The organism is Herbaspirillum sp. GW103 (assembly GCF_000261365.1).
Lineage (GTDB): Bacteria > Pseudomonadota > Gammaproteobacteria > Burkholderiales > Burkholderiaceae_D > Herbaspirillum.
Genome location: NZ_AJVC01000004.1, coordinates 473,842 through 493,627 on the forward strand (window position 1 = coordinate 473,842; position 19,786 = coordinate 493,627).

Sequence of the window (19,786 nt, forward strand, 5' to 3'; positions counted from 1 at the left end):
TCTGTTGCTGCTCGCCCCGGCTCTTCTGGCGGCTCTCGGGCTGGTGCGGGGGTAATGATGCGCGGTGCACGAATTAAGGACCATGCGTCATTCCGTCCGGCATCGGACCTGCTGCGCGAACGTGCGGCGTGGGTGCCCACGCCTCCGGGAAATGAAGCTGCCAAAGCTGAGCTAAGTAAATCCATTTCCCTGCTGCGTAATCGCAGGCGGCCCAATCTCCAAACCGGCATTGCCTATTCCTGGGCGGCAATGGCTAAGCCAGTGCGCCGACACATTCTGGCCCTGGCGGGACTCTCGGCGGATCGCTGGGAATGCCCTATTCACTCCTTCACAGAAGCCGAACGTCTGGCCATGCGCCATGCGGTGCTACGTGCCATTACGACGTATGAAAGAGCGCTCAATGCAGTCTAGAACAGTCGATGCGAAGACCCGGCGTCGGCATCGGGCGTTCGTGGAGTCTCGGCAATTTGCGGGAGAGCTGGCACGTATTCCGTTGAAGTGGCGTGGGCGTGTCGTGAGCCAGGCGCTGGAACTGATGTCGGTATGGCACTGGAACAAGATTTTTGAGCCTGTTGCGGTTCAATTCGTCAGGGAATTCGCTGAGCAATATGTGCCGGCTGGCGTGGATCTGTCTCAGGATGATGCCGATATTTGCGCCACGGCCGAGAAAGCCGCCGAGAACGTCAAGAAGGTCTTGTGGAAAGCGATTTCTGATACCCACGCACGCGACCTCATCGAGCAGGAATGTAGTGACTACGGCATTGATATGCCTGAAGTCGATGATGACGATTTGCGCGCCATCATTGCGCGCTTGGTGGATCCGCGATGGTGGCGCAGGCAACTGCGCAAGGTGGTCGGAAGGGCCTTTGAGGGCGGCAATATCCGCCTGGGTTATGTCCACTATCACGGTGAGCCCTATGCCAGTAATGACGCCGTACTCTCTCGGCTGGCACAGAACAGGAGAAATGCCGCCGCTCTGGAAGCGACCATTGTGCGCAATGAGGCCGGGCAAGAGTTCAGCATTGCTGAGCTGGCTGAGAAGACCACTGCCAATAAGACCATTCGTCGCGGCGAACTCATGCTGCGCATCAACGGTTTCGAGGTCATTGCGAAGGAATGCAATGATCAGGGTCTGTTCCTCACCTGGTCGTGCCCATCGCGCTTCCATGCGACGCTGCACACAGGCAAGCCGAATCCGAAATATGACGGTTCGGACCCACGCACGGCTAATCGATACCTGGGCAAGATGACTGCGCTGGCGCGTTCGGCACTGGCTCGGCGCGGCATCGGCCTGTATGGCTTCCGTATTGCTGAACCGCATCACGATGGCTGCCCGCACTGGCACATGCTGGTGTTCGTTCGCGCGTTGCCTGACTACACCACGCCGCACGTCAACGTGGCCAGCCGGGCTATCCGTGTCATGAAGCGATACGCCTGGCGCGTGGATCGCGGCGAGCCTGGCGCATTCAAGCGCCGCCTAGACGTGAAACGCATTGATTGGGCAAAAGGTAGTGCTGCGGGCTACATCGCTAAGTACGTGGCCAAGAACATCGATGGCGTGGCCGACCACAAGACCAAAGAGGGTTATCTCATCACCACCGATATGGCTGGGGATCGTGAGCTTACACCCTCGGCCCGCGTAGAAGCCTGGGCGGCTCGCTGGGGCATTCGCCAGTTCCAGCAATGGGGTGGCGCACCGGTAAGCGTCTGGCGCGAACTGCGCCGCGTGCCGGCAGATATGGTCAAACAGGCCCCGCCGGCCATGGCCGCTGCCTGGGATGCTGTGCAAAAAGTCGAAGGCGAGAAGCGTGCGTGCTGGGCGAGCTATCTGCGTGCGCAGGGTGGCGCTTTGGTGAAGCGCGACGATCTCATGGTCACGCTCGCGAAGGAAACCAAGACTGTCACTGGCCGCTATGAAGAGTGCGAACGTGTCATGCCCTATGGCGTCCAGTGCCGCCAGATGGTCGGGGTGGTTTTTAAATCCGTTCGTCACACATGGACGCCAGTTCAAGGGCACGACGCCCGCGCACAGGCGGGTTCGGGGTTCCCTTGGACTCGTGTAAATAACTGTACGCAGCCCGCTGGGACTGACTTTGCGGCGGATGTGTCCTTCGAGCCGAAGACATCACCAGCGCCAGTCATGTTCAAGCCCGACCAGGCCGCCCAGATCGATCATGCCTGGCTCGCCCTCGGCGCATGTCCCTGGCCTCGACCGGTGGTGGACGACATGCCGACATGGCCAGGGCCAGCCATGACCGCCGATGAACAGCGCCAGGCCCTAGCCGCCTGGGATGCCATCAAGGCGTGCCCCTGGCCACGCGTGTTGCCTGTGCCGGACAAGTCCCCGCGCCGCGGCACGCCGCGCCAGGTCGCCGACTGGCGCGTCGGCCGGCTTGATGTGACCGAACTTCCGATTGATCCCAACCCAACCAAAGGGAACGCCCCATGACCGCGTTTCGTGTCGTCGTGCGCACTGCCAGCGCACGCCATTCCTACACCGCCATCGCAGCTCATAGCTGCGACGTGATCGCCGCCGCCGTCGATCGCTTTGGCGTGTGCTCTGTTACGGCCATTCAGGAGAACCAGAAGTGAACGCAACCACAACCACCAATCCCGCCTTGTCTTACCGCGCTGAAGGCTACGCCGCCAAGTATTTCGCCAGGCAGCTGAAACAGCGTGATTTCGTCATGCTGCCGCCGCAGGCCCTGGACCGCATTACGTTCAATACACCCGATGACGGCGTGCTGGCAGGCTATGTGTCGGTCATCCGTCAGCACCTGGGCAACGGCCAGAAATTCGCGTGGGTAGAGTTAGATAACGAGCCGTCGGGAATGTTTCGCGGCGTGCCGCTGGCAGACATCCTCACTTGCGACGATGCCGGAAATCGGCGTCGCAATAACCCGAACGGCGAAGCTAGACGTCTGTGCCTGAGCAACTACAGCGAAAAGTTGACTAGCAGAGGCATCACAAGCGCTTATCTCTAAAAATCAGAGCCTCTGGGGTCAGCTCCTACATACGCTGACCGAGCAATTGCATCCTAAGCTCCGACGCAGAAACATGCCCTAAGCGCAAATGAAGAAACCTAAAAAACAATCTACATCTGGCATCATGAAGGCGACAATCTACACAAGCTCTAAACAACAAACCTATTTTGTTGGGCAGCCTCTTTGCGACATCAATCACACAAGTGACGAGTTGCATTGTGAAACCACTGCTCCGAACGATTGCCTCTGCTGGAAAACCTATGGACTCTCCATTACAGGTCTCAACGAATTGCTTCAAAAGCTGAGGGGCAGTCTGCGAAACGAAAGTGTGGCATGAAGGCACAAATGTTCTTAGTAATGAAATACGAGCGCATGACGATGACACTGGCTGAGGTCTGCGAGGAAATCAGCTTGGAGGTGGGCACAGCTCACAATAAAATCTCGGCAGGAACATTTCCTATCCCGACACGGAAGGAAGGTAGGAACCGCGTGGCTGATGTGCGTGACGTTGGCGAATACCTTGACAGGCAGCGTCAGGAAGCCAAGGTGGCGTATGCAACCCGACATTGATGCCTTAACTCAATAATGAAGACGCCTATCGTTTTCTTTATTGTAAGATCGACTGAAATCTCTCGGAAACCAATCACTTTGTGCGCCCGGCGTGAGTATGATTGTGATTTTACTGGGGACGATCAAAGCGCGCGGACTCAGGATGAGCAGTTCCCCGGAACTGTCATGACGGTTCTGCCCAATTCGCATGAAGAAGAATATGTAAATCCACGACCCAAGTTAAAACTGTTCACGTTGATCGCTAAGCATATTCACATCCGTCGTGATGATATGGCTGGTGGTACGCTGAATCGGTCTCCGTCATACCTACAGTTCCATTTTCACGGAGCTGGGGATGTGGTCATGGCCTGTGATTCATTTGTGTCACCGAGCAGGCGGCGAAATTCAGTCTCTAACTCGGCAATTGCTAGATCGCCTATGCGCTTTACTTCTACGCGAATATCGGCAAGATGTTCATGGAGAACTTCGCCGGTTTCTTGGCTAACCACCTGTTGTCCGCGATTCACGGCAGCCCAGCCAATGATCCGCACCATGCTCTCTACTTTTTCTGCTGTGGCACGTGGCACGTAAATACGATGTGGGGGAAAGTAAGCGTTTACTGCTGTAAGCGCTTCCTGAAGTGCGCGATACTCTTTCTGAAGATCAACTCTGCCCGGAGTATGGTATGCCTCTCCAAAGGCAGCAGCGGCCTTGATAAGGTTCAGCACCAACGAATAGACTTCAGCGACCACCTCTGCGCGCATCTTGTAAAGCGACGCAAACTGGACACTGCGCTCAGCGGCGGCAATTTGGAGCGAAGATTTATGCGTTTCAACGTTGCGAGTCAAATCGAATTTGTGCGTTTCTACCGCTGTCGCCAGCGCCGATTTATGGTCCTCCAGATCTTTGCCAAACCGAGCCTTCAGTTTTTCCCCGAAGTAGTATTGCATCAACCAACCGACACCGCCGGTAACGATGGTGCTGGCGAGAACCGAAGATATCAGTTGGCGCCAATCTATTGAATCCACGGCTTTTCTCCGGAAATAATTAATACAATATCTGACGCCCATTTCCCGGCAAGGTTTTTCACTTTCTGGGCAATTTCTTACGGAAATGATGTGCAGGCCCATCGCTTAAAATTAGCGGGAAAGCCGCGCCAATAAAGCCTCCGACGCCTAATTCGCCTATCCAGGAGATTGAGTGTCGCCAAATAGAGACGCAGGGCGGAATATTTATGAAAATTCTCTTGCCAATCTAAAAATAATTAACCGCGCGCAAAGAGGCTTCCCTTCTGGGCTTTCGTAAAGTCAATTGGGGATTCAAAGAATTATCACCTCGCCAACCCGGAAATAAGGGTTGCGCACTCCAGGGACGATACTTATTCTAATTACGTCCGGTACTTGACTACTAAATACGGGATCAACCCGCGATTGGAGACTAGATGCGGATATTTGGAGGTCTTCGGCGAACAGAGCTCACCCTATCCGCCGAAGGAAAGGAATCTCTGCTTTTACTCAAAGACCCTTCGGCCTGGAAATCGAAGTGTGCGGCCTAACCAGCCCCTCCGTCAATGTAGATAAACATGGATTCTGCCCTCCAATTCTTTGATTGAGTATTGCTTTTAATCAACTTATGGAGAATCCTAATGGACGATCTTTCCAAACGTGGTCAACCTGACCGCTCTTTGCTCAACCGCCACGAAAAGTGGGAAGTTGACTATTTCGTTAAGCAGTTCAGCCAGCAGTACGGCACCCCACCCTCCCAAGGTGTCGAAGATAAGGCTCGACGTTTGATCCTGTCGGTACTGCCATCTGATGTCCGCCAGCGGGACTTGGTCAGTCAATGGCTGCTCAACAACTGGCAGCGTTACCACTAAGTAGCAAAGCAAAACAGGGCGCTTCGGCGCCCTTTAGATTATCTATTTAGCCATGCCGATGCGAAGGCATCTGCTCCGGTTCTTCTTTTTATCCTGAAGAAAAGAGACATGATTGAGCTTCCGATGGACTGATGAAACCATACTAAGAAGATCCTCTGCGAAGACACTTCCTGGTTGTCCAGCACTACCCCGTATCAACAAAGGGAGAAATACAGGCCGATTCGGATTGTGGACTTTGGCGACGTTGCCTTTGACTATTCAATGACATAATGGACCTCCTCGATCAACAACTTCCGGCACCGAAAAACTGGGACAAGTTCGAAGCGCTGATGCGTGCCCTCTTCGCAGCGGTCTGGGAGAATCCGCTCATCCAGCGACACGGCCGAGCGGGTCAAGTGCAACACGGCGTCGACGTTTTCGGTTCGCCAAAGGACAACCCTGATCGCACTTACGGCGTCCAGTGCAAAGGGAAGGATCAACTCTACGGCGCTGCAGCGACGGCCGACGAGTTCGATACCGAACTTGCGAAGGCGGAACGCTTTTCCCCCCAACTCAGTCAGTGGGTGTTTGCCACCACAGCTCCAAATGACGGGGCACTTCAACGCCACGTCGCGGCTGTATCAGAGAGGCGCGTAAAGGCTGGCCAATTCCCCGTGTCAGTCCAAGGATGGGAGTCGATTGTTGGACTGCTGTCGTCCCACCCCAAGGTCCTCGAAGAATTTTATCCAGAACGATCTAGCGCAATCCAGCAGCTCTTAGGTGCCTTGGCTGAAAAGACTGCTCCGGCGCCGGACTGGACTGAGATCTCTTTTACGTCGTCACGCGACCTCGGCCCTGCCCTTATGGGGCGTCCACTTGGGCCTGCGGACGTCGATGCGTGCCCGACATTGCCAGAGGCCGAAACTCTGCTTCAAGAGCTTCGGCAAGCCGGAACGGCACGATTGGCAGGAGTTCCTGGTGCAGGAAAATCGATCTGCGCCTTACAGGCCGCGCGCGCCATGCGAGCGCGTGGATGGCGCACGTTCCGTCTTACCGACCCGACTGCAGGCCTTCCGATTGCAGTTTGGAGTCCGGAACCGACGCTCTACATAGTCGATGATGCCCATCTCGCGCCACCCGCCCAACTGCGGGCATTGGAGGAATCAGCCTCAGCGACCCGTTGGGTACTGAGTACTCATACTCTGTTGGATGAAAAGTTGACTGCCGCCGGCACAATTCATCTTGACGCTAAGAGAGCGGTTGCGGTTATCGCCCGCGGCCTTCGTGCAGAACCCGAGCGTACGCTTGTCGCCGTCAGAAAAGCTGACGACCGGGTAGGGCCGGGGTGGTCCGAGGAACCTTTAGACTGGCGCCTCGATGAGGCCGAGACCGCGCTACTTCCATGGCAATTCTGTTTCATTCTCGGCGGAGGCTGGCGGAGGGCCAAGTCGATGGCCGGCTCAGCGCGCGCCGCTGGTGCAGACGTGGTATTGGCCGCCGCTGCCATCCGACAACTTGCTTCTCGCGATGCCTCCTGTCCACTTGAAAGCCTGCGAGCACAAGTAGAAGGCCACATCACAGACGCCGAACTCCTGCCCGCCATCAACTGGTTGGTTGCCCAACGACTGCTGCTTACTCGATCCGACTTGCGCTGCCCTCATCAGCGCCTAGCCGGCGTTCTGCTTGACCAAATTCTCAATGGCCAGAACCTTGAAGGAGTCAATCGAATAGCTTACCTACTGCAGTCCACGCTCACCGATCCAATGTTTCCCTTGGGGGGCTTTGCGGCACTCTTGAGAGAGTTACGGAGTATTGGCCACAATGGAAGCTGGTCGCATCTAATAAAGCCGGAATGGATGCGTTCGCTGCTTGATCGAGCTTGGGTCGCTCGAACGCCAGATGAAATCCTACATGCTTGTTGGGCCCTGAACGAAGTCAGAAGCCACCTCAATTCTGATGAGATCGCTAACGCAGACCATCAAAATGTCATCGTCGGCTGGATCGAAGGAACCCCAAAAGGTGCCTGCTACACGCTAGGGCGATTTATGAATCAGATCATGTCGCATGAAAAAGAACTGGGTGCTGCTATCAATGCCCGAATCAATCCAAACGTTCTGGCAGGCGCGATGAACACAGCAGACCCCGTCCACGCCTGCGAGATCGCCGAGTTAATTACACTGAGTCATTTGACAATCAATGAGTCGTGGAAAATCACCTATTTGGCAGCGCTTGATCGTGACCATCTATTTCGCTTAGTCTCAAATTGGCCTAGCGACGCGTCACTCTCCCTGGTCGCTGGTCTTTGCGAGCACATCAGCTACGTCGATGAGTCTTTGGCCTGTGAGCTGATCGAAGCACTTGCTCCCTCGATCGCAGGACGACTTCAAACTGACCCACAAGGAGCGTTCCAAGAGCTTAATGATCTTTTCTGGCACGCGCTGCGAGTCTACGATCCGCTTCAGATGTACGTGGGAAACCGGCGTCCCTCTGCCAAGAGGAAGCGCGCTGCACGGCGCATATGCGCCTGCTGGAAACCAAAGCACCTGGCGGAAAAGCTGTCACAAAGCAATCAGCGATCATTTCAAGCAGCAGCTGGTCTCTTGGACGTCTTAAGGAAAGTGTCCCCCTTCATCTTCGCGGAAACGGTCCAAGCGCTCGATTGGCTACGGATCGAAGCTGCCATCGGACCCGGTTGGCAAGAGGATATCGGTGACGCACGCATGCTATTGTCGGTTGCCTGGCAACTTCCCGCTGCCCGACCGGCTATCAGCGAGCTTATTGCACGCAACGAAGATCACATCATCGATCTTTCTCCTCGTCTTGCCTTGATGGCTCCCGAAGTGGCTTTTCGTCACTTGATTGCGAGTAAGTCCATTTCAATCACCAAGCACGGTCACTGTGAATGGGGGCTCGGCGTATATTTAGTGGCGCGCATCGCTCGTACAAGACCTTCCCTATTAGCAGCCCTCCTCGAGCCGCACTATGTGCCCCTCGCAGCAATCTTGTCGCAACAAAGTCCGTCCTTCTGGGATAAGGCGAGCCTGTTTATCCGAGTTCTTGCCGAGGTCGATGAAGTCGGCTTGACCCGCATTCTGGATCAGATCGATCCAGCAAGGGCCTCGGACGGATGGCGTAGAGCACTACTCGGAGGAGAATCCCGCCGTAAACGCAATGAGGATGCCGATCCGCGCGAAGCGGCGGCGCTTCTCATCCACTATGCCATCAACCGCGCGGATGCGCTCGGCGACGTGGCACGGCATCTACGTCGCCAGTATGCGAAACGTTCGACCCCGTCCGCGAAAATGCTGGAACCGATCGTGTGGCCAGAATCGTTTGACGAGACTCCCGTTGCTTGATATTGATCAGCGGTTCTTGCTTGGAACACTCTCATGTGCGATTTGTCGCCGCTGATCGCATGAGGAGGACGTTTATCTCTATTTCCGGAAATGGATTTCGTTGTCAATATTAACCAATAGAAAGATTAACCTGAGAAATGAAGCCGAAAGCCTACGCTCTCGCCCTGCACACACAGTTGACCTACTTGTTCTCCTTTGCGCGGACTATCAATGAGATTGATACCGCCGCCGCTCTGTTCGGCGAGTTTCGTGGTGCGCAGGACGTCGGCTGGTCAACGGTCCAGACTGCTTACGAAGTGTTTGGAGAATTGAAGAGGCTCGGCAGTAAGGGCTCGCCTCTAACCAAACCAGAACTGCGCCAAGTACTCTGTCTTTACGCTCAGCTTGCCGAAGCCGGCGGAGTGTACGAATGCCTGCTCAACACCATGAGCGTCATGAAGTTGAAGGCCTATAACCTTTGGCCCTTCCAAAGCCTTGTCCGGGTGCGCCAAGAGCCTCGTGCCGTCATCGGCCCCAACGCCAATGCGACGTTCCGACACCTAGCGAAAGTTGCAACGGCGATCGGCATGACAGGCCTCGCCCGTCTGTTCGAAATTACCTTCCGCGATGACATCCGTAACGGCATGGCTCACGCCGACTATATCCTAGGCCCAGATGGCCTCCGGCTGCGGCGGCGCAACGGGGGCAGCCGGTCATCGTCTCATTCCAACAGATCGAGGACGGCCTACAAATCGCTCTGTTCTTCTTCGAACTGTTACAAAGCTTTCAGCAAGCAATCAAGGAGACTTACCGGCCCCCGAAGACCACTATTGGCCGGTTTAGCGAGAATCCACCCATGCCTTGGACAATTGAACTGACTGAGGACGGGCGGTTCAGTATTTCTAGTAACGCTCCCGGTCCACAGGTTGACGTGGCTTATAAACGACAACAGCGCATAAACGACAGACTGGGTGGCCGTGTGGTGGCCGCTTATGTTGCCCCAGGAACCGACATCCAGCCTGCGCTTCTGGCCGAAATTGAGGCGACCGGCTTTGACGTCCTCGTGATCGCGATGAAGACAATTGACCAGTACGAGACGCTTGTCTCCGAAATCGATGTGCACGGTCTTTGGGATCCAGTATCGAATCCCGATGGAGTAACCGTACTCATGGCTATGCCGCCTGGCTTTCGCTGGATCGCAACGGGTGCCGACTTCCGAGCATGGCTTCCAACTGTTGAAGAGCTCGAGATCTCTTAATCGCTGCTGTGTTGAGTTGCACTGAAAACTGACCCACAGGGTCAATTCTGCGAGCAAATCAACACAAATAGCGCTAAGCGGCCGCGACGCCAGCAAAGAATCTGGCATCTTAGTTCAGGCGCACTATCGGATGCTCGGTTCGGCAACGGTTTCAACCGGTAAATACAGTATTCAAGGCGATGTGGATTGCAGGAAGGTTGCAATGGGACCGAACCAGAGACATTTACATCGATAGCCAAAAAGCCCTAACTTAGAGGAGAAGAGAATCGCTCCAGCAGATTGCGCAGCTATTTGCGCGCAATGGACAGAAATTGGACAAAAAACTCTAGCAATCCAGCTACTATAGGATCTCCAGGCCTAATTCGCTCCAGTCCATCATGGGGGCGACCGACAGCGTACGCGCTGGCAGGGAGTTCTTCATAAACTGACGAAATGCTTCATTAAATTTCTGAGCTGGAGGCCGGAAAACCAGACAACAAGCGCCGGGGAGGAACAAACCTTCATTTGCCCGTTTTAGCACCCTGGATCCGCCACAGCGGCAAATAGAAAGCCCGCAAGGCTTGCGCATTGCGGGCTGGTGTCCCCTCTATCCTCTTCGAGATAGGATTTTTCGTACAACGGACACGATTCTGCACCACAATCCGGCAGCCGTCATTTCGCAATGCACAAAAACAGCGCAGCACAAACTATTTTGGACAAACGTTCATCTCGCGCAACAATGAACGGAAGGATAAAGACCGCATTCACGTCCGCCGCGCAGGCGTAAAACCACTAGCACCGGACCTCTGCGACTGGAGAGTGGAAATGGCAAAAAAAAAGCCCACAACCGAAGTTGCGGGCTTGAATCCAATTCTTTAGGAGGAAATTGGAGGAGACAGGTGTAACTATATGGCAGTGCATCATGGCTGTCTGCTTTATTGTGCTGATATCAGTTATTCACAAACCAGATATCACCACCAGCACAGCCCGCCATTCCCGACTCTTCACCGCAGGCAGGCCCTGCGGGCCCGCCCTTCCCCGCTACCGATTTAGATGGATTCTTCGCGCGATGCCTTCTTGCGCTCGTGTTCCTTCAGGTGACGCTTGCGCAGACGAATGCTCTTCGGAGTCACTTCGACCAGTTCGTCGTCTTCGATGAATTCCACCGCGTATTCCAGCGACAGTTCGATCGGCGGCACCAGGCGCACGGCTTCGTCGGTACCGGAAGCGCGCACGTTGGTCAGCTGCTTGCCCTTGATCGGGTTGACGACCAGATCGTTGTCACGCGAGTGGATACCGATGATCATGCCTTCATACACCGGGTCGTTGTGGCTGACGAACATGCGGCCGCGATCCTGCAGCTTCCACAGTGCGTAGGCCACGGCAGCGCCGTCGTCCTGGGAGATCAGCACGCCGTTGCGACGGCCGGCCAGTTCGCCCTTGGTGGTATCGACCGGCTTGTAATCGTCGAAGACGTGGCTCATCAGGCCGGTGCCGCGGGTCAGGGTCATGAATTCGCCCTGGAAGCCGATCAGGCCACGTGCCGGGATGTGGTATTCCAGGCGCACACGGCCCTTGCCGTCCGGTTCCATGTTCTGCAGGTCGCCACGGCGGCGGCCCAGTTCTTCCATCACGCCACCCTGGTGGGTTTCTTCAACGTCGACGGTCAGGTTTTCGTACGGCTCTTCACGCACGCCGTCGACCATGCGGAACACCACGCGCGGACGCGAGACGGCCAGCTCGAAGCCTTCGCGGCGCATGTTTTCGATCAGGATGGTCAGGTGCAATTCACCACGGCCCGACACTTCGTAGGTCGAGTCGTCGTTCTCGGCCTGCACCACGCGCAGCGCCATGTTGGACTTCAGTTCCTTTTCCAGGCGATCGCGGATCTGGCGGGTGGTGACGAACTTGCCTTCGCGGCCAGCCAGCGGCGAGGTGTTGACCATGAAGTTCATGGTCAGGGTCGGTTCGTCCACCTTCAGCATCGGCAGGCCGTTGGGCGCATCCGGTGCACAGATGGTGGAGCCGATGCCGATTTCTTCGATACCGTTGATCAGGACGATGTCGCCAGCCAGGGCTTCATCGACCAGCACGCGCTCCAGGCCCTTGAAGGTCAGCACCTGGTTGATGCGGGCCTTGGTCGGCTTGTCTTCCGGACCATTCATCCACACCACGTCCTGACCGCCCTTGACGCGACCAGCCAGGATGCGGCCCACGCCGATCTTGCCGACGTAGGAGGAGTATTCCAGCGAGGTGATCTGCAGTTGCAGCGGTGCGTCCGGATCATCCTTGCGGGCCGGCACGTACTTCAGGATCGCGTCGAACAGCGGCTCCATGTTGCCTTCGCGGGTTTCCGGATCCAGGCTGGCGTAGCCGTTCAGGCCCGAAGCGTAGATCACGGGGAAGTCCAGCTGCTCTTCGGTGGCACCCAGCTTGTCGAACAGTTCGAAGGTGGCGTTGATGGCCCACTCGGCGCGTGCGCCCGGACGGTCGATCTTGTTCAGGACGACGATGGGCTTCAGGCCCAGGGCCAGCGCCTTGCGGGTCACGAAGCGGGTCTGCGGCATCGGGCCTTCCTGGGCATCCACCAGCAGCAGCACCGAGTCCACCATCGACAGCACGCGCTCGACCTCACCGCCGAAGTCGGCGTGGCCCGGGGTATCGACGATGTTGATGTGGGTGCCCTTGTATTCCACCGCGCAGTTCTTCGACAGGATGGTGATGCCGCGTTCCTTTTCGATGTCGTTGGAGTCCATCACGCGGTTGTCCACTTGCTGGTTGTCGCGGAAGGTGCCGGACTGGCGCAGCAGCTGGTCCACCAGGGTGGTCTTGCCGTGGTCAACGTGGGCGATGATGGCGATGTTGCGAATTGCGCGGATATTGTTTGACATGGTGAATGTGGTTGGGAAATGCCGAATCTCGGGAGGCGCGCATTATAGCATGTTGCGACGCATGAACTTTGGAAAAACCTGTGTTTTCAACGGCTTGCCGCTGCTTCGGGGCTGCCCCGGAAGCCGCGCCGCAAGCCGCTTTGACGCTATCTGTGCTCAGGCGGTGGACACCAGCCTTTCGGGGGCCAGGATGGCGTATTCCTGCAACAGTCCGGTGCCCAGCAAGGCTTCATCCGAACCGCGATAGACCCTTACGCGGCCGGTCTGCTCCGGCACCGCCACCCCTTCCTTGCCCAGCGGCAAGCGTTGGCCATGCAGGAAACGGCGCGCCAGCTCATCGTTCAGTTGCACCGCGGGGAAGCTGCGCAAGAGGCCGTCCACCGGCAGCAGCAAGGCCTTGCGGGCCTCCAGCTCGCCGGCGGCATCGAAGGTCTCCAGCGTGACCGCGCCCTCCAGCGTGAGAGCGCCGACACCAGTGCGTCTCAAGGCATTGAGGTGAGCCCCGCAGCCCAATACTTCACCGATATCTTCACCCAACACACGGATATATGTCCCTTTGCTGCAAGTGACACGGATGCGCAGCAGGGGGGCCTGGTAGTCCAGCAGTTCCAAGGTGTGGATGATGACGTTGCGGGCTTCGCGCTCCAGCGTAATGCCGGCGCGCGCGTATTCGTACAAGGGCTTGCCGTCGCGCTTCAGGGCCGAGTGCATCGGCGGCACCTGGCTGATGGGGCCACGGAACTGCGCCATGGCCGCTTCGATCTGCTCCAGGCTGACCTCGACCGGACGCTCGCTGATGACCTGGCCTTCGGTATCGCCGGTATCGGTGCGTATGCCGAGGTGCACCACGGCTTCATAGGTCTTGTCGGCTTCCAGCAGGTCCTGGGAGAACTTGGTGGCTTCGCCGAAACACAGCGGCAACAGGCCCGTAGCAAACGGGTCCAGCGTGCCGGTATGGCCCGCCTTGGGCGCATTGAGCATGCGCTTGGCGCGGATCAGGGCATCGTTGGAGGACAAGCCGACCGGCTTGTCCAGCAACAGCACCCCGTGCACCGGCACACGGGGAGGACGCGCCGTGCGGGCCTGCTGGCCGCGCTTGGCGCGCGGCTGCGGCAGTTCAGGGGAAGCGGAGACAATGTCCGCCGTCGTATCGTCGGCCATGAAATGCAGGACCGGCCCACGCCCGATGAAGGGAAACGCAGACCGGTGCGAAAAGAATGAAGAAAACTGCAATGCAACGGGAAAAAACCGCCCGTCATCAAACCTCGTCGTCCGAATCCTTGGCGCGAGTGGCGTTGGCTTCGTCGATCAGGCGCGACATTTCAATGCCGCGTGCGGTCGAGTTGTCATGCACGAAATGCAGTTCCGGCAGGGTGTGGATGGTCAGCCTGCGGCCCAGCTGGGTGCGCAGGTAACCGCCCGCCGCGCGCAGGCCGGCCAGGGTGTTCTTGATCGCGTCCGGGTTGTCCACCAGCGTGGTGAAGAAGACCTTGGCGTGCGCGTAGTCCGGGGTGACCTGCACTTCGGTAATGGTGATCATGCCCACCCGCGGATCCTTCAGCTCGAAGGCGATCAACTCCGACAGATCGCGCTGGATCTGGTCGGCGACGCGCAAGCCGCGTCCGGGAATGGATTTGCTGTGTTTTGCCATGCTTTAAAAAAACAATCCGCCGATGGCGTGGCGGGAGGATTCCCGCGTTGCTGCGACGGATCTTGCCAGTGAAGCCGACGCATCGCGAACGATACGCCGGCATATTGCATTACAGGGTACGAGCGACTTCCTGGACTTCGAAGATTTCGAGCTGATCGCCCACTTCGATGTCGTTGTAGCCCTTCAGCGACAGACCGCACTCGAAGCCCGACTTGACTTCCTTGACGTCGTCCTTGAAGCGCTTGAGCGAGTCCAGTTCGCCGGTCCACACCACCACGTTGTTGCGCAGCAGGCGTACTTGCGAGCCACGCTTGACCAGGCCCTCGAGCACGTAGCAGCCGGCGATCGAACCGACCTTGCTGACCACGAACACCTGGCGGATTTCCACCAGGCCCAGCGCCTGTTCGCGCTTTTCCGGGGAGAGCATGCCCGACATCGCGGCCTTCACCTCGTCCACTGCATCATAGATGATGTTGTAGTAACGGATGTCCACGCCCGAGGCTTCGGCCAGCTTGCGTGCCGACGCATCGGCACGGGTGTTGAAGCCGATGATGACGGCCTTCGAAGCGACTGCCAGGTTGACGTCGTTTTCGCTGATGCCGCCCACTGCGGCGTGCACCACCTGGACGCGCACTTCGGCGGTCGACAGCTTCTGCAGCGACTGCACCAGGGCTTCCTGGGAACCTTGCACGTCGGTCTTGATGATCATCGGCAGGTTCTTGACCTCGCCTTCGGTCATCTGGTCGAACATGTTTTCCAGCTTGGCGGCCTGCTGCTTGGCCAGCTTCACGTCGCGGAACTTGCCCTGGCGGAACAGGCCGATTTCGCGCGCCTTGCGCTCGTCGGTCATGACCACCACTTCTTCACCGGCGGAGGGCACTTCGGTCAGGCCCTGGATTTCCACCGGCAGGGACGGGCCTGCCTCGGCGATGTTCTTGCCGTTTTCGTCCAGCATCGCACGCACACGGCCATAGGCCGAACCGGCCAGCACGACGTCGCCGCGCTTCAAGGTACCGGACTGCACCAGGATCGTTGCCACCGGGCCGCGGCCCTTGTCCAGCTTGGCTTCGATCACCAGGCCACGGGCCGGCACATCGACCGGTGCCTTCAGTTCCAGCACTTCGGCTTGCAGCAGGACGTTTTCCAGCAGCGAGTCGATGCCTTCGCCGGTCTTGGCGGAGACGGCGATGAACGGAGCATCGCCACCGTATTCTTCCGGCACCACTTCTTCGGCGATCAGTTCCTGCTTGACGCGATCAGGGTTGGCACCCGGCTTGTCGATCTTGTTGATGGCCACCACCAGCGGTACACCGCCGGCCTTGGCGTGGGCAATCGCTTCCTTGGTCTGGGGCATGACGCCGTCGTCGGCGGCCACCACCAGGATCACGATGTCGGTTGCCTTGGCACCGCGGGCACGCATGGCGGTGAACGCCTCGTGGCCCGGGGTATCCAGGAAGGTGATCATGCCGCGCGGGGTTTCCACGTGGTAGGCGCCGATGTGCTGGGTAATGCCACCGGCTTCACCCGAGGCCACCTTGGTGCGGCGGATGTAGTCCAGCAGCGAGGTCTTGCCGTGGTCGACGTGACCCATGACGGTAACCACCGGTGCGCGCGGCAGGGCCTCGGCGTCACCATGTTCTTCACCCTCGACCAGCAGGGCTTCCGGATCGTCCAGCTTGGCGGCGTGGGCGCGGTGGCCCATTTCTTCCACCACGATCATCGCGGTTTCCTGGTCCAGCACCTGGTTGATGGTGACCATCTGGCCCAGCTTCATCAGGTGCTTGATGACTTCGGAAGCCTTGACTGCCATCTTGTGGGCCACTTCGGCCACGGTGATGGTTTCGGGCACGTAGACATCGTGCACCACGGCTTCGGTCGGCACCTGGAAGTTGCTTTCGCGCTGGTCGTCGCCGTGCGAGTGACGACGGCCCTTGGGGCCGGCACGCCAGCCATCGCGACCACCACCACCGGTGGCGCCGCGCGACTTCATGCCGCCGGTGCCACGCTTCTTGGCATCGTCCTGCCAGGTGGAGGAGACATTGGCCGACTTGATCGACTTCTTGTCTGCCGCCACGGCGGGCTTCTTGTCATCCTTCTTCTCGCCCGGCTTGGCCGCGGTCGCCGGCTTGTGCAGCGTGCCTTCCGAGGTCTTGGCCGGGGCCGGTGCGGGTTCCGGTGCCTTGATGACGCGACGCGGCGCATTCATCATGGCCTTGATCTGGGCCACTTCGTCTTCCACGGCCTTGCGCGCGCGATCTGCGGCAGCAGCGCGGTCAGCGGCTTCCTTGGCGGCAGCTTCGGCCTTTTTCTTCGCTTCCTCAGCAGCAGCGCGCTTTTTTTCTTCAGCGGCCGGATCGGCGGCAGGGGCCGGCGCAGCAGCGGCAGCGGGGGCCTTCGAGCTGGCAGCAGCAGCCTTGGCCTTCTCGGCTTCGGCAGCTGCTGCGGCGGCTTCGGCAGCCTGGCGCTTGGCTTCGGCTTCGGCTTCTTCGCGGGCACGTTGCTGTTCCAGCTCGGCAGCCTTGGCCTGGGCGGCGCGTTCGGCCTCCAGCTGGGCCAGACGCTCTTGCTGGGCCTTCAGTTCGGCCTGACGGCGAGCCTCTTCCTGCTCACGTTCCTGCGCCTCGATGGCCGGATCGCGCTGAGGCGCCGCAGCACGTGCTGCGGACTCGTCGACGCCGGGCTCGTCACGCTTGATGAAGGTACGCTTCTTGCGCACTTCCACCTGGATCGTGCGCGATTTGCCGGTCGCATCGGCCTGCTTGATCTCGGTGGTTTCCTTGCGGGTCAGCGTGATCTTTTTCTTCTCGCCTTCCGGCGCGGCCCCGCGCGAACGGCGCAGGTGTTCAAGCAGGCGGTCCTTGTCTTCCTTCGACAGGGAGTCGGATGCAGAGCTCTTCTCGACACCGGCCGAACGCAGCTGGGTCAGCAGCAGGTCAGCAGGCATCTTAAGCTCGGTGGCAAATTGGGCAACGTTGTTACTCGCCATTCAGTCCTCTTTTCTATGTGGCTCGGCAGATGATGTGGAGACGCTCCGCTTTTCAGCGGCCTTCGACAGCGCTCCATGCCTTGGCCTGCAGGGCCTTGGCGCGCTCATCGTATTTGGAATCGATGAGCTTCATTTCATCGTCGGTCACATCTTCAAATGCATTTTCAATCAGTTGGCGCGCGCGCTCGGAAGGCAGGGCCAGGATCGCGCCGAATTCGTCATAAGCCAGGCCAGCAAAGGCCGGCAGCGTCTTCACGCCCGCCAGACCCAGCTTGCCAGCCAGCACACGGTCCAGGCCTTCGAAGTTGATCAGCTCCTCTTCCATGCCTTCCAGGCCTTCTTCGGAGGCGATCGCTTCGGTCACCAGGGCGTCGCGCGAGCGGTTGCGCAGCTCATTGACGGTCTCTTCGTCGAACGATTCGATCTCGAGCATCTCGTTGATCGGCACGTAGGCGATTTCTTCCAGGGTCGAGAAACCTTCCTCGACCAGGATGTCGGCCACTTCCTGGTCGACATCGAGCTTTTCCATGAACAGCTTGCGGATCAGCGCGGTTTCGGCCGCCGACTTGTCAGCCGATTCCTCGGCCGTCATGATGTTGATCTGCCAGCGGGTCAGTTCGGCTGCCAGACGCACGTTCTGGCCGCCGCGACCGATGGCGATGGCGAGGTTTTCTTCATCCACCACCACATCCATGGCGTGCTTTTCTTCATCGACCACGATGGAGGTCACGTTGGCCGGGGCCAGCGCACCGATGACGAACTGCGCCGGATCTTCCGACCACAGCACGATGTCCACGCGCTCGCCGCCCAGCTCACCGGTGACAGCCTGCACACGCGAACCGCGCATGCCCACGCAGGTACCGATGGGGTCGATGCGCTTGTCGGCGGTGTAGACCGCGATCTTGGCGCGCACACCCGGGTCACGCGCAGCCGACTTGATTTCCAGCGAGCCTTGTTCGATTTCCGGCACTTCCAGTTCGAACAGCTTCATGATGAATTCCGGCGCGGTACGCGACAGGATCACCTGCGGGCCACGGGCGCCGCGGTCCACGCGCAGGATGTAGGCACGCACGCGATCACCGATGCGCAGATTCTCCTTGGGGATCATCTGGTCGCGCGGCAGGCGGGCTTCGATCTTGCCGGATTCGATGATGGCGTCACCGCGCTCCATGCGCTTGATGGTGCCGGTCACCAGGGCATCGCCACGGGCCAGGAAGTCCGCCAGGATCTGCTCGCGCTCGGCGTCGCGGATGCGCTGCAGGACGACCTGCTTGGTGTCTTGCGCAAAACGGCGGCCGAATTCAACGGATTCGATCGGATCTTCAATGTATTCGTCGACTTCGATATCGGGGAACTGTTCCTTGGCTTCGAACAGCAGCACTTCCTGGTCAGGCAACTGCAGGCCGGCTTCATCGGGCACGACGTGCCAGCGGCGGAAGGATTCGAACTCGCCGCTTTCACGGTCGATCGAGACGCGAATGTCGACCTCGCCTTCATAGCGCTTCTTGGTAGCCTGCGCAAGCGCATGCTCCAGTGCGCCGAAGACGACTTCCTTATCGACGTTCTTTTCGCGCGCCAGCGCATCGACCAACAACAAAATTTCGCGACTCATCCTTTGCGACTCCTAAAATCGACCTGCGGCACCAGGTGTGCCTTATCCACATCGGCCAGCGTGAAATTCAACACGGCGGCCGACCCATCGTTTGCTTCAAATTCCAATACCAGTTCCTCGCCTTCCGGTTCACGCAGCACGCCTTCATAGGTCTTGCGGTTGGACGTACCGGGCAGCGGCACGCGCAACTTGACCACGGCTTCGCAATCCACGAAACGCACGAAGTCACTGAACTTCTTAAGGGGGCGATCCAGCCCGGGCGAGGAGACTTCCAGGCGTTCATACAGCACGTTTTCCACGGTGAAGACGTGCAACAGCTGATGCGTCGCCTTCTCGCAATCCTCGACGGTGATCGAACGCGCTTCTTCTGCTTCGGGGTCGAACGGAAAATCGATGAAGACACGCACCAGACCGCGCTGCGCCTTCTCGAACTCAACCAGTTCGTAGCCCAGGCCCGCGAGGGTGGATTCGATCAGCTCCAGCAATTGCAAGACTATTTCTCCATCAGGATGCCGGTTTGCCAGCGCGGGCAAAGCAGACATCTAAAATTGATCAGCAAAAAAAAAATGGGCATCTGCCCATCTTTTGTTATCTCACGCAACGCGAGATCACACATCACGCGAACCACCGTACTTCCATCGATCATGGCGCAGGCGGATCTATCAATGATTTATCACATATGCGAT

At 58.3% G+C, this 19,786-nt stretch carries 15 protein-coding genes; 8 read left to right on the forward strand and 7 right to left on the reverse strand.

Translation table 11 applies throughout. The features are described from left to right. The first annotated feature begins 400 nt into the window (after nucleotides 1–400). The 4 genes from GWL_RS14255 to GWL_RS14265 all read left to right on the forward strand — a co-directional run bounded on the left by GWL_RS14255 (nucleotide 401) and on the right by GWL_RS14265 (nucleotide 3,554). Entirely contained in the window at nucleotides 401–2,449 is a 2,049-nt protein-coding gene (locus GWL_RS14255; protein ID WP_034350875.1) for a replication endonuclease, read from the forward strand. Beyond that, nucleotides 2,446–2,592, forward strand: coding sequence for a hypothetical protein (locus GWL_RS23680; RefSeq protein ID WP_008331387.1), 147 nt, complete (start codon nucleotides 2,446–2,448; stop codon nucleotides 2,590–2,592). Before GWL_RS14255 ends, GWL_RS23680 begins: the two co-directional genes overlap by 4 nt. Continuing rightward, nucleotides 2,589–2,984 (forward strand): hypothetical protein, encoded by a 396-nt coding sequence (locus GWL_RS14260; protein ID WP_008331389.1) that lies wholly within the window; start codon nucleotides 2,589–2,591, stop codon nucleotides 2,982–2,984. The genes GWL_RS23680 and GWL_RS14260 overlap by 4 nt, the downstream gene beginning before the upstream one ends. A 333-nt stretch (nucleotides 2,985–3,317) precedes the next feature. After that, a complete protein-coding gene (locus GWL_RS14265; RefSeq protein WP_050978119.1) occupies nucleotides 3,318–3,554 on the forward strand; it encodes a hypothetical protein in 237 nt (78 codons plus the stop codon). Nucleotides 3,555–3,874: 320 nt separating this feature from the next. Here the strand turns inward: GWL_RS14265 and GWL_RS14270 are convergent, their stop codons facing one another. Further along, nucleotides 3,875–4,561 (reverse strand): hypothetical protein, encoded by a 687-nt coding sequence (locus tag GWL_RS14270; protein ID WP_157174252.1) that lies wholly within the window; start codon nucleotides 4,559–4,561, stop codon nucleotides 3,875–3,877. A gap of 617 nt (nucleotides 4,562–5,178) precedes the next feature. Here GWL_RS14270 and GWL_RS23430 point away from each other — a divergent pair. The 4 genes from GWL_RS23430 to GWL_RS14290 all read left to right on the forward strand — a co-directional run bounded on the left by GWL_RS23430 (nucleotide 5,179) and on the right by GWL_RS14290 (nucleotide 9,981). Continuing rightward, nucleotides 5,179–5,409, forward strand: coding sequence for a DUF3606 domain-containing protein (locus tag GWL_RS23430; RefSeq protein ID WP_008331391.1), 231 nt, complete (start codon nucleotides 5,179–5,181; stop codon nucleotides 5,407–5,409). A gap of 269 nt (nucleotides 5,410–5,678) precedes the next feature. Next, the gene (locus tag GWL_RS14280; protein ID WP_008331393.1) at nucleotides 5,679–8,744 is read left to right on the forward strand and encodes a hypothetical protein; all 3,066 of its coding nucleotides are present in this window, start codon (nucleotides 5,679–5,681) and stop codon (nucleotides 8,742–8,744) included. Between the two features lie 137 nt (nucleotides 8,745–8,881). Beyond that, nucleotides 8,882–9,601, forward strand: coding sequence for a hypothetical protein (locus GWL_RS14285; protein WP_034350884.1), 720 nt, complete (start codon nucleotides 8,882–8,884; stop codon nucleotides 9,599–9,601). Continuing rightward, a complete protein-coding gene (locus GWL_RS14290) occupies nucleotides 9,580–9,981 on the forward strand; it encodes a hypothetical protein (protein WP_157174253.1) in 402 nt (133 codons plus the stop codon). Before GWL_RS14285 ends, GWL_RS14290 begins: the two co-directional genes overlap by 22 nt. Before the next feature lie 1,028 nt (nucleotides 9,982–11,009). Here the strand turns inward: GWL_RS14290 and typA are convergent. From typA to rimP, 6 genes are all read right to left on the reverse strand, one after another. Further along, complete coding sequence (gene typA / locus GWL_RS14295) at nucleotides 11,010–12,851, reverse strand: translational GTPase TypA (protein WP_008331395.1); 1,842 nt, start codon at nucleotides 12,849–12,851, stop codon at nucleotides 11,010–11,012. Between the two features lie 156 nt (nucleotides 12,852–13,007). Next, a complete protein-coding gene (gene truB / locus GWL_RS14300) occupies nucleotides 13,008–14,012 on the reverse strand; it encodes a tRNA pseudouridine(55) synthase TruB (RefSeq protein WP_008331398.1) in 1,005 nt (334 codons plus the stop codon). A 97-nt stretch (nucleotides 14,013–14,109) separates the two neighbouring features. Continuing rightward, nucleotides 14,110–14,502: a 30S ribosome-binding factor RbfA gene (gene rbfA, locus GWL_RS14305; protein ID WP_008331399.1), complete on the reverse strand. Its 393-nt coding sequence runs from the start codon at nucleotides 14,500–14,502 to the stop codon at nucleotides 14,110–14,112. Nucleotides 14,503–14,611: 109 nt separating this feature from the next. Beyond that, nucleotides 14,612–17,488, reverse strand: a complete 2,877-nt coding sequence (gene infB / locus GWL_RS14310; protein ID WP_034350894.1) for a translation initiation factor IF-2 — start codon at nucleotides 17,486–17,488, stop codon at nucleotides 14,612–14,614. Nucleotides 17,489–17,540: 52 nt separating this feature from the next. Further along, complete coding sequence (nusA, locus tag GWL_RS14315) at nucleotides 17,541–19,100, reverse strand: transcription termination factor NusA (RefSeq protein ID WP_008331401.1); 1,560 nt, start codon at nucleotides 19,098–19,100, stop codon at nucleotides 17,541–17,543. After that, nucleotides 19,097–19,591: a ribosome maturation factor RimP gene (rimP, locus tag GWL_RS14320; RefSeq protein WP_008331402.1), complete on the reverse strand. Its 495-nt coding sequence runs from the start codon at nucleotides 19,589–19,591 to the stop codon at nucleotides 19,097–19,099. The genes nusA and rimP overlap by 4 nt, the downstream gene beginning before the upstream one ends. Nucleotides 19,592–19,786 lie beyond the last annotated feature (195 nt).

What these genes read in the sequence shown, in the direction of transcription:
- GWL_RS14255 (WP_034350875.1), top strand. Translation starts at nt 401, where the DNA reads ATGCAGTCTAGAACAGTCGATGCGAAGACCCGGCGTCGGCATCGGGCG.
- GWL_RS23430 (WP_008331391.1), top strand. Translation starts at nt 5,179, where the DNA reads ATGGACGATCTTTCCAAACGTGGTCAACCTGACCGCTCTTTGCTCAAC.
- typA (WP_008331395.1), bottom strand. Translation starts at nt 12,851, where the DNA reads ATGTCAAACAATATCCGCGCAATTCGCAACATCGCCATCATCGCCCAC.
- GWL_RS14265 (WP_050978119.1), top strand. Translation starts at nt 3,318, where the DNA reads ATGAAGGCACAAATGTTCTTAGTAATGAAATACGAGCGCATGACGATG.
- truB (WP_008331398.1), bottom strand. Translation starts at nt 14,012, where the DNA reads ATGGCCGACGATACGACGGCGGACATTGTCTCCGCTTCCCCTGAACTG.
- infB (WP_034350894.1), bottom strand. Translation starts at nt 17,488, where the DNA reads ATGGCGAGTAACAACGTTGCCCAATTTGCCACCGAGCTTAAGATGCCT.
- nusA (WP_008331401.1), bottom strand. Translation starts at nt 19,100, where the DNA reads ATGAGTCGCGAAATTTTGTTGTTGGTCGATGCGCTGGCGCGCGAAAAG.
- GWL_RS14285 (WP_034350884.1), top strand. Translation starts at nt 8,882, where the DNA reads ATGAAGCCGAAAGCCTACGCTCTCGCCCTGCACACACAGTTGACCTAC.
- GWL_RS23680 (WP_008331387.1), top strand. Translation starts at nt 2,446, where the DNA reads ATGACCGCGTTTCGTGTCGTCGTGCGCACTGCCAGCGCACGCCATTCC.
- GWL_RS14290 (WP_157174253.1), top strand. Translation starts at nt 9,580, where the DNA reads ATGCCTTGGACAATTGAACTGACTGAGGACGGGCGGTTCAGTATTTCT.
- rbfA (WP_008331399.1), bottom strand. Translation starts at nt 14,502, where the DNA reads ATGGCAAAACACAGCAAATCCATTCCCGGACGCGGCTTGCGCGTCGCC.
- GWL_RS14280 (WP_008331393.1), top strand. Translation starts at nt 5,679, where the DNA reads ATGGACCTCCTCGATCAACAACTTCCGGCACCGAAAAACTGGGACAAG.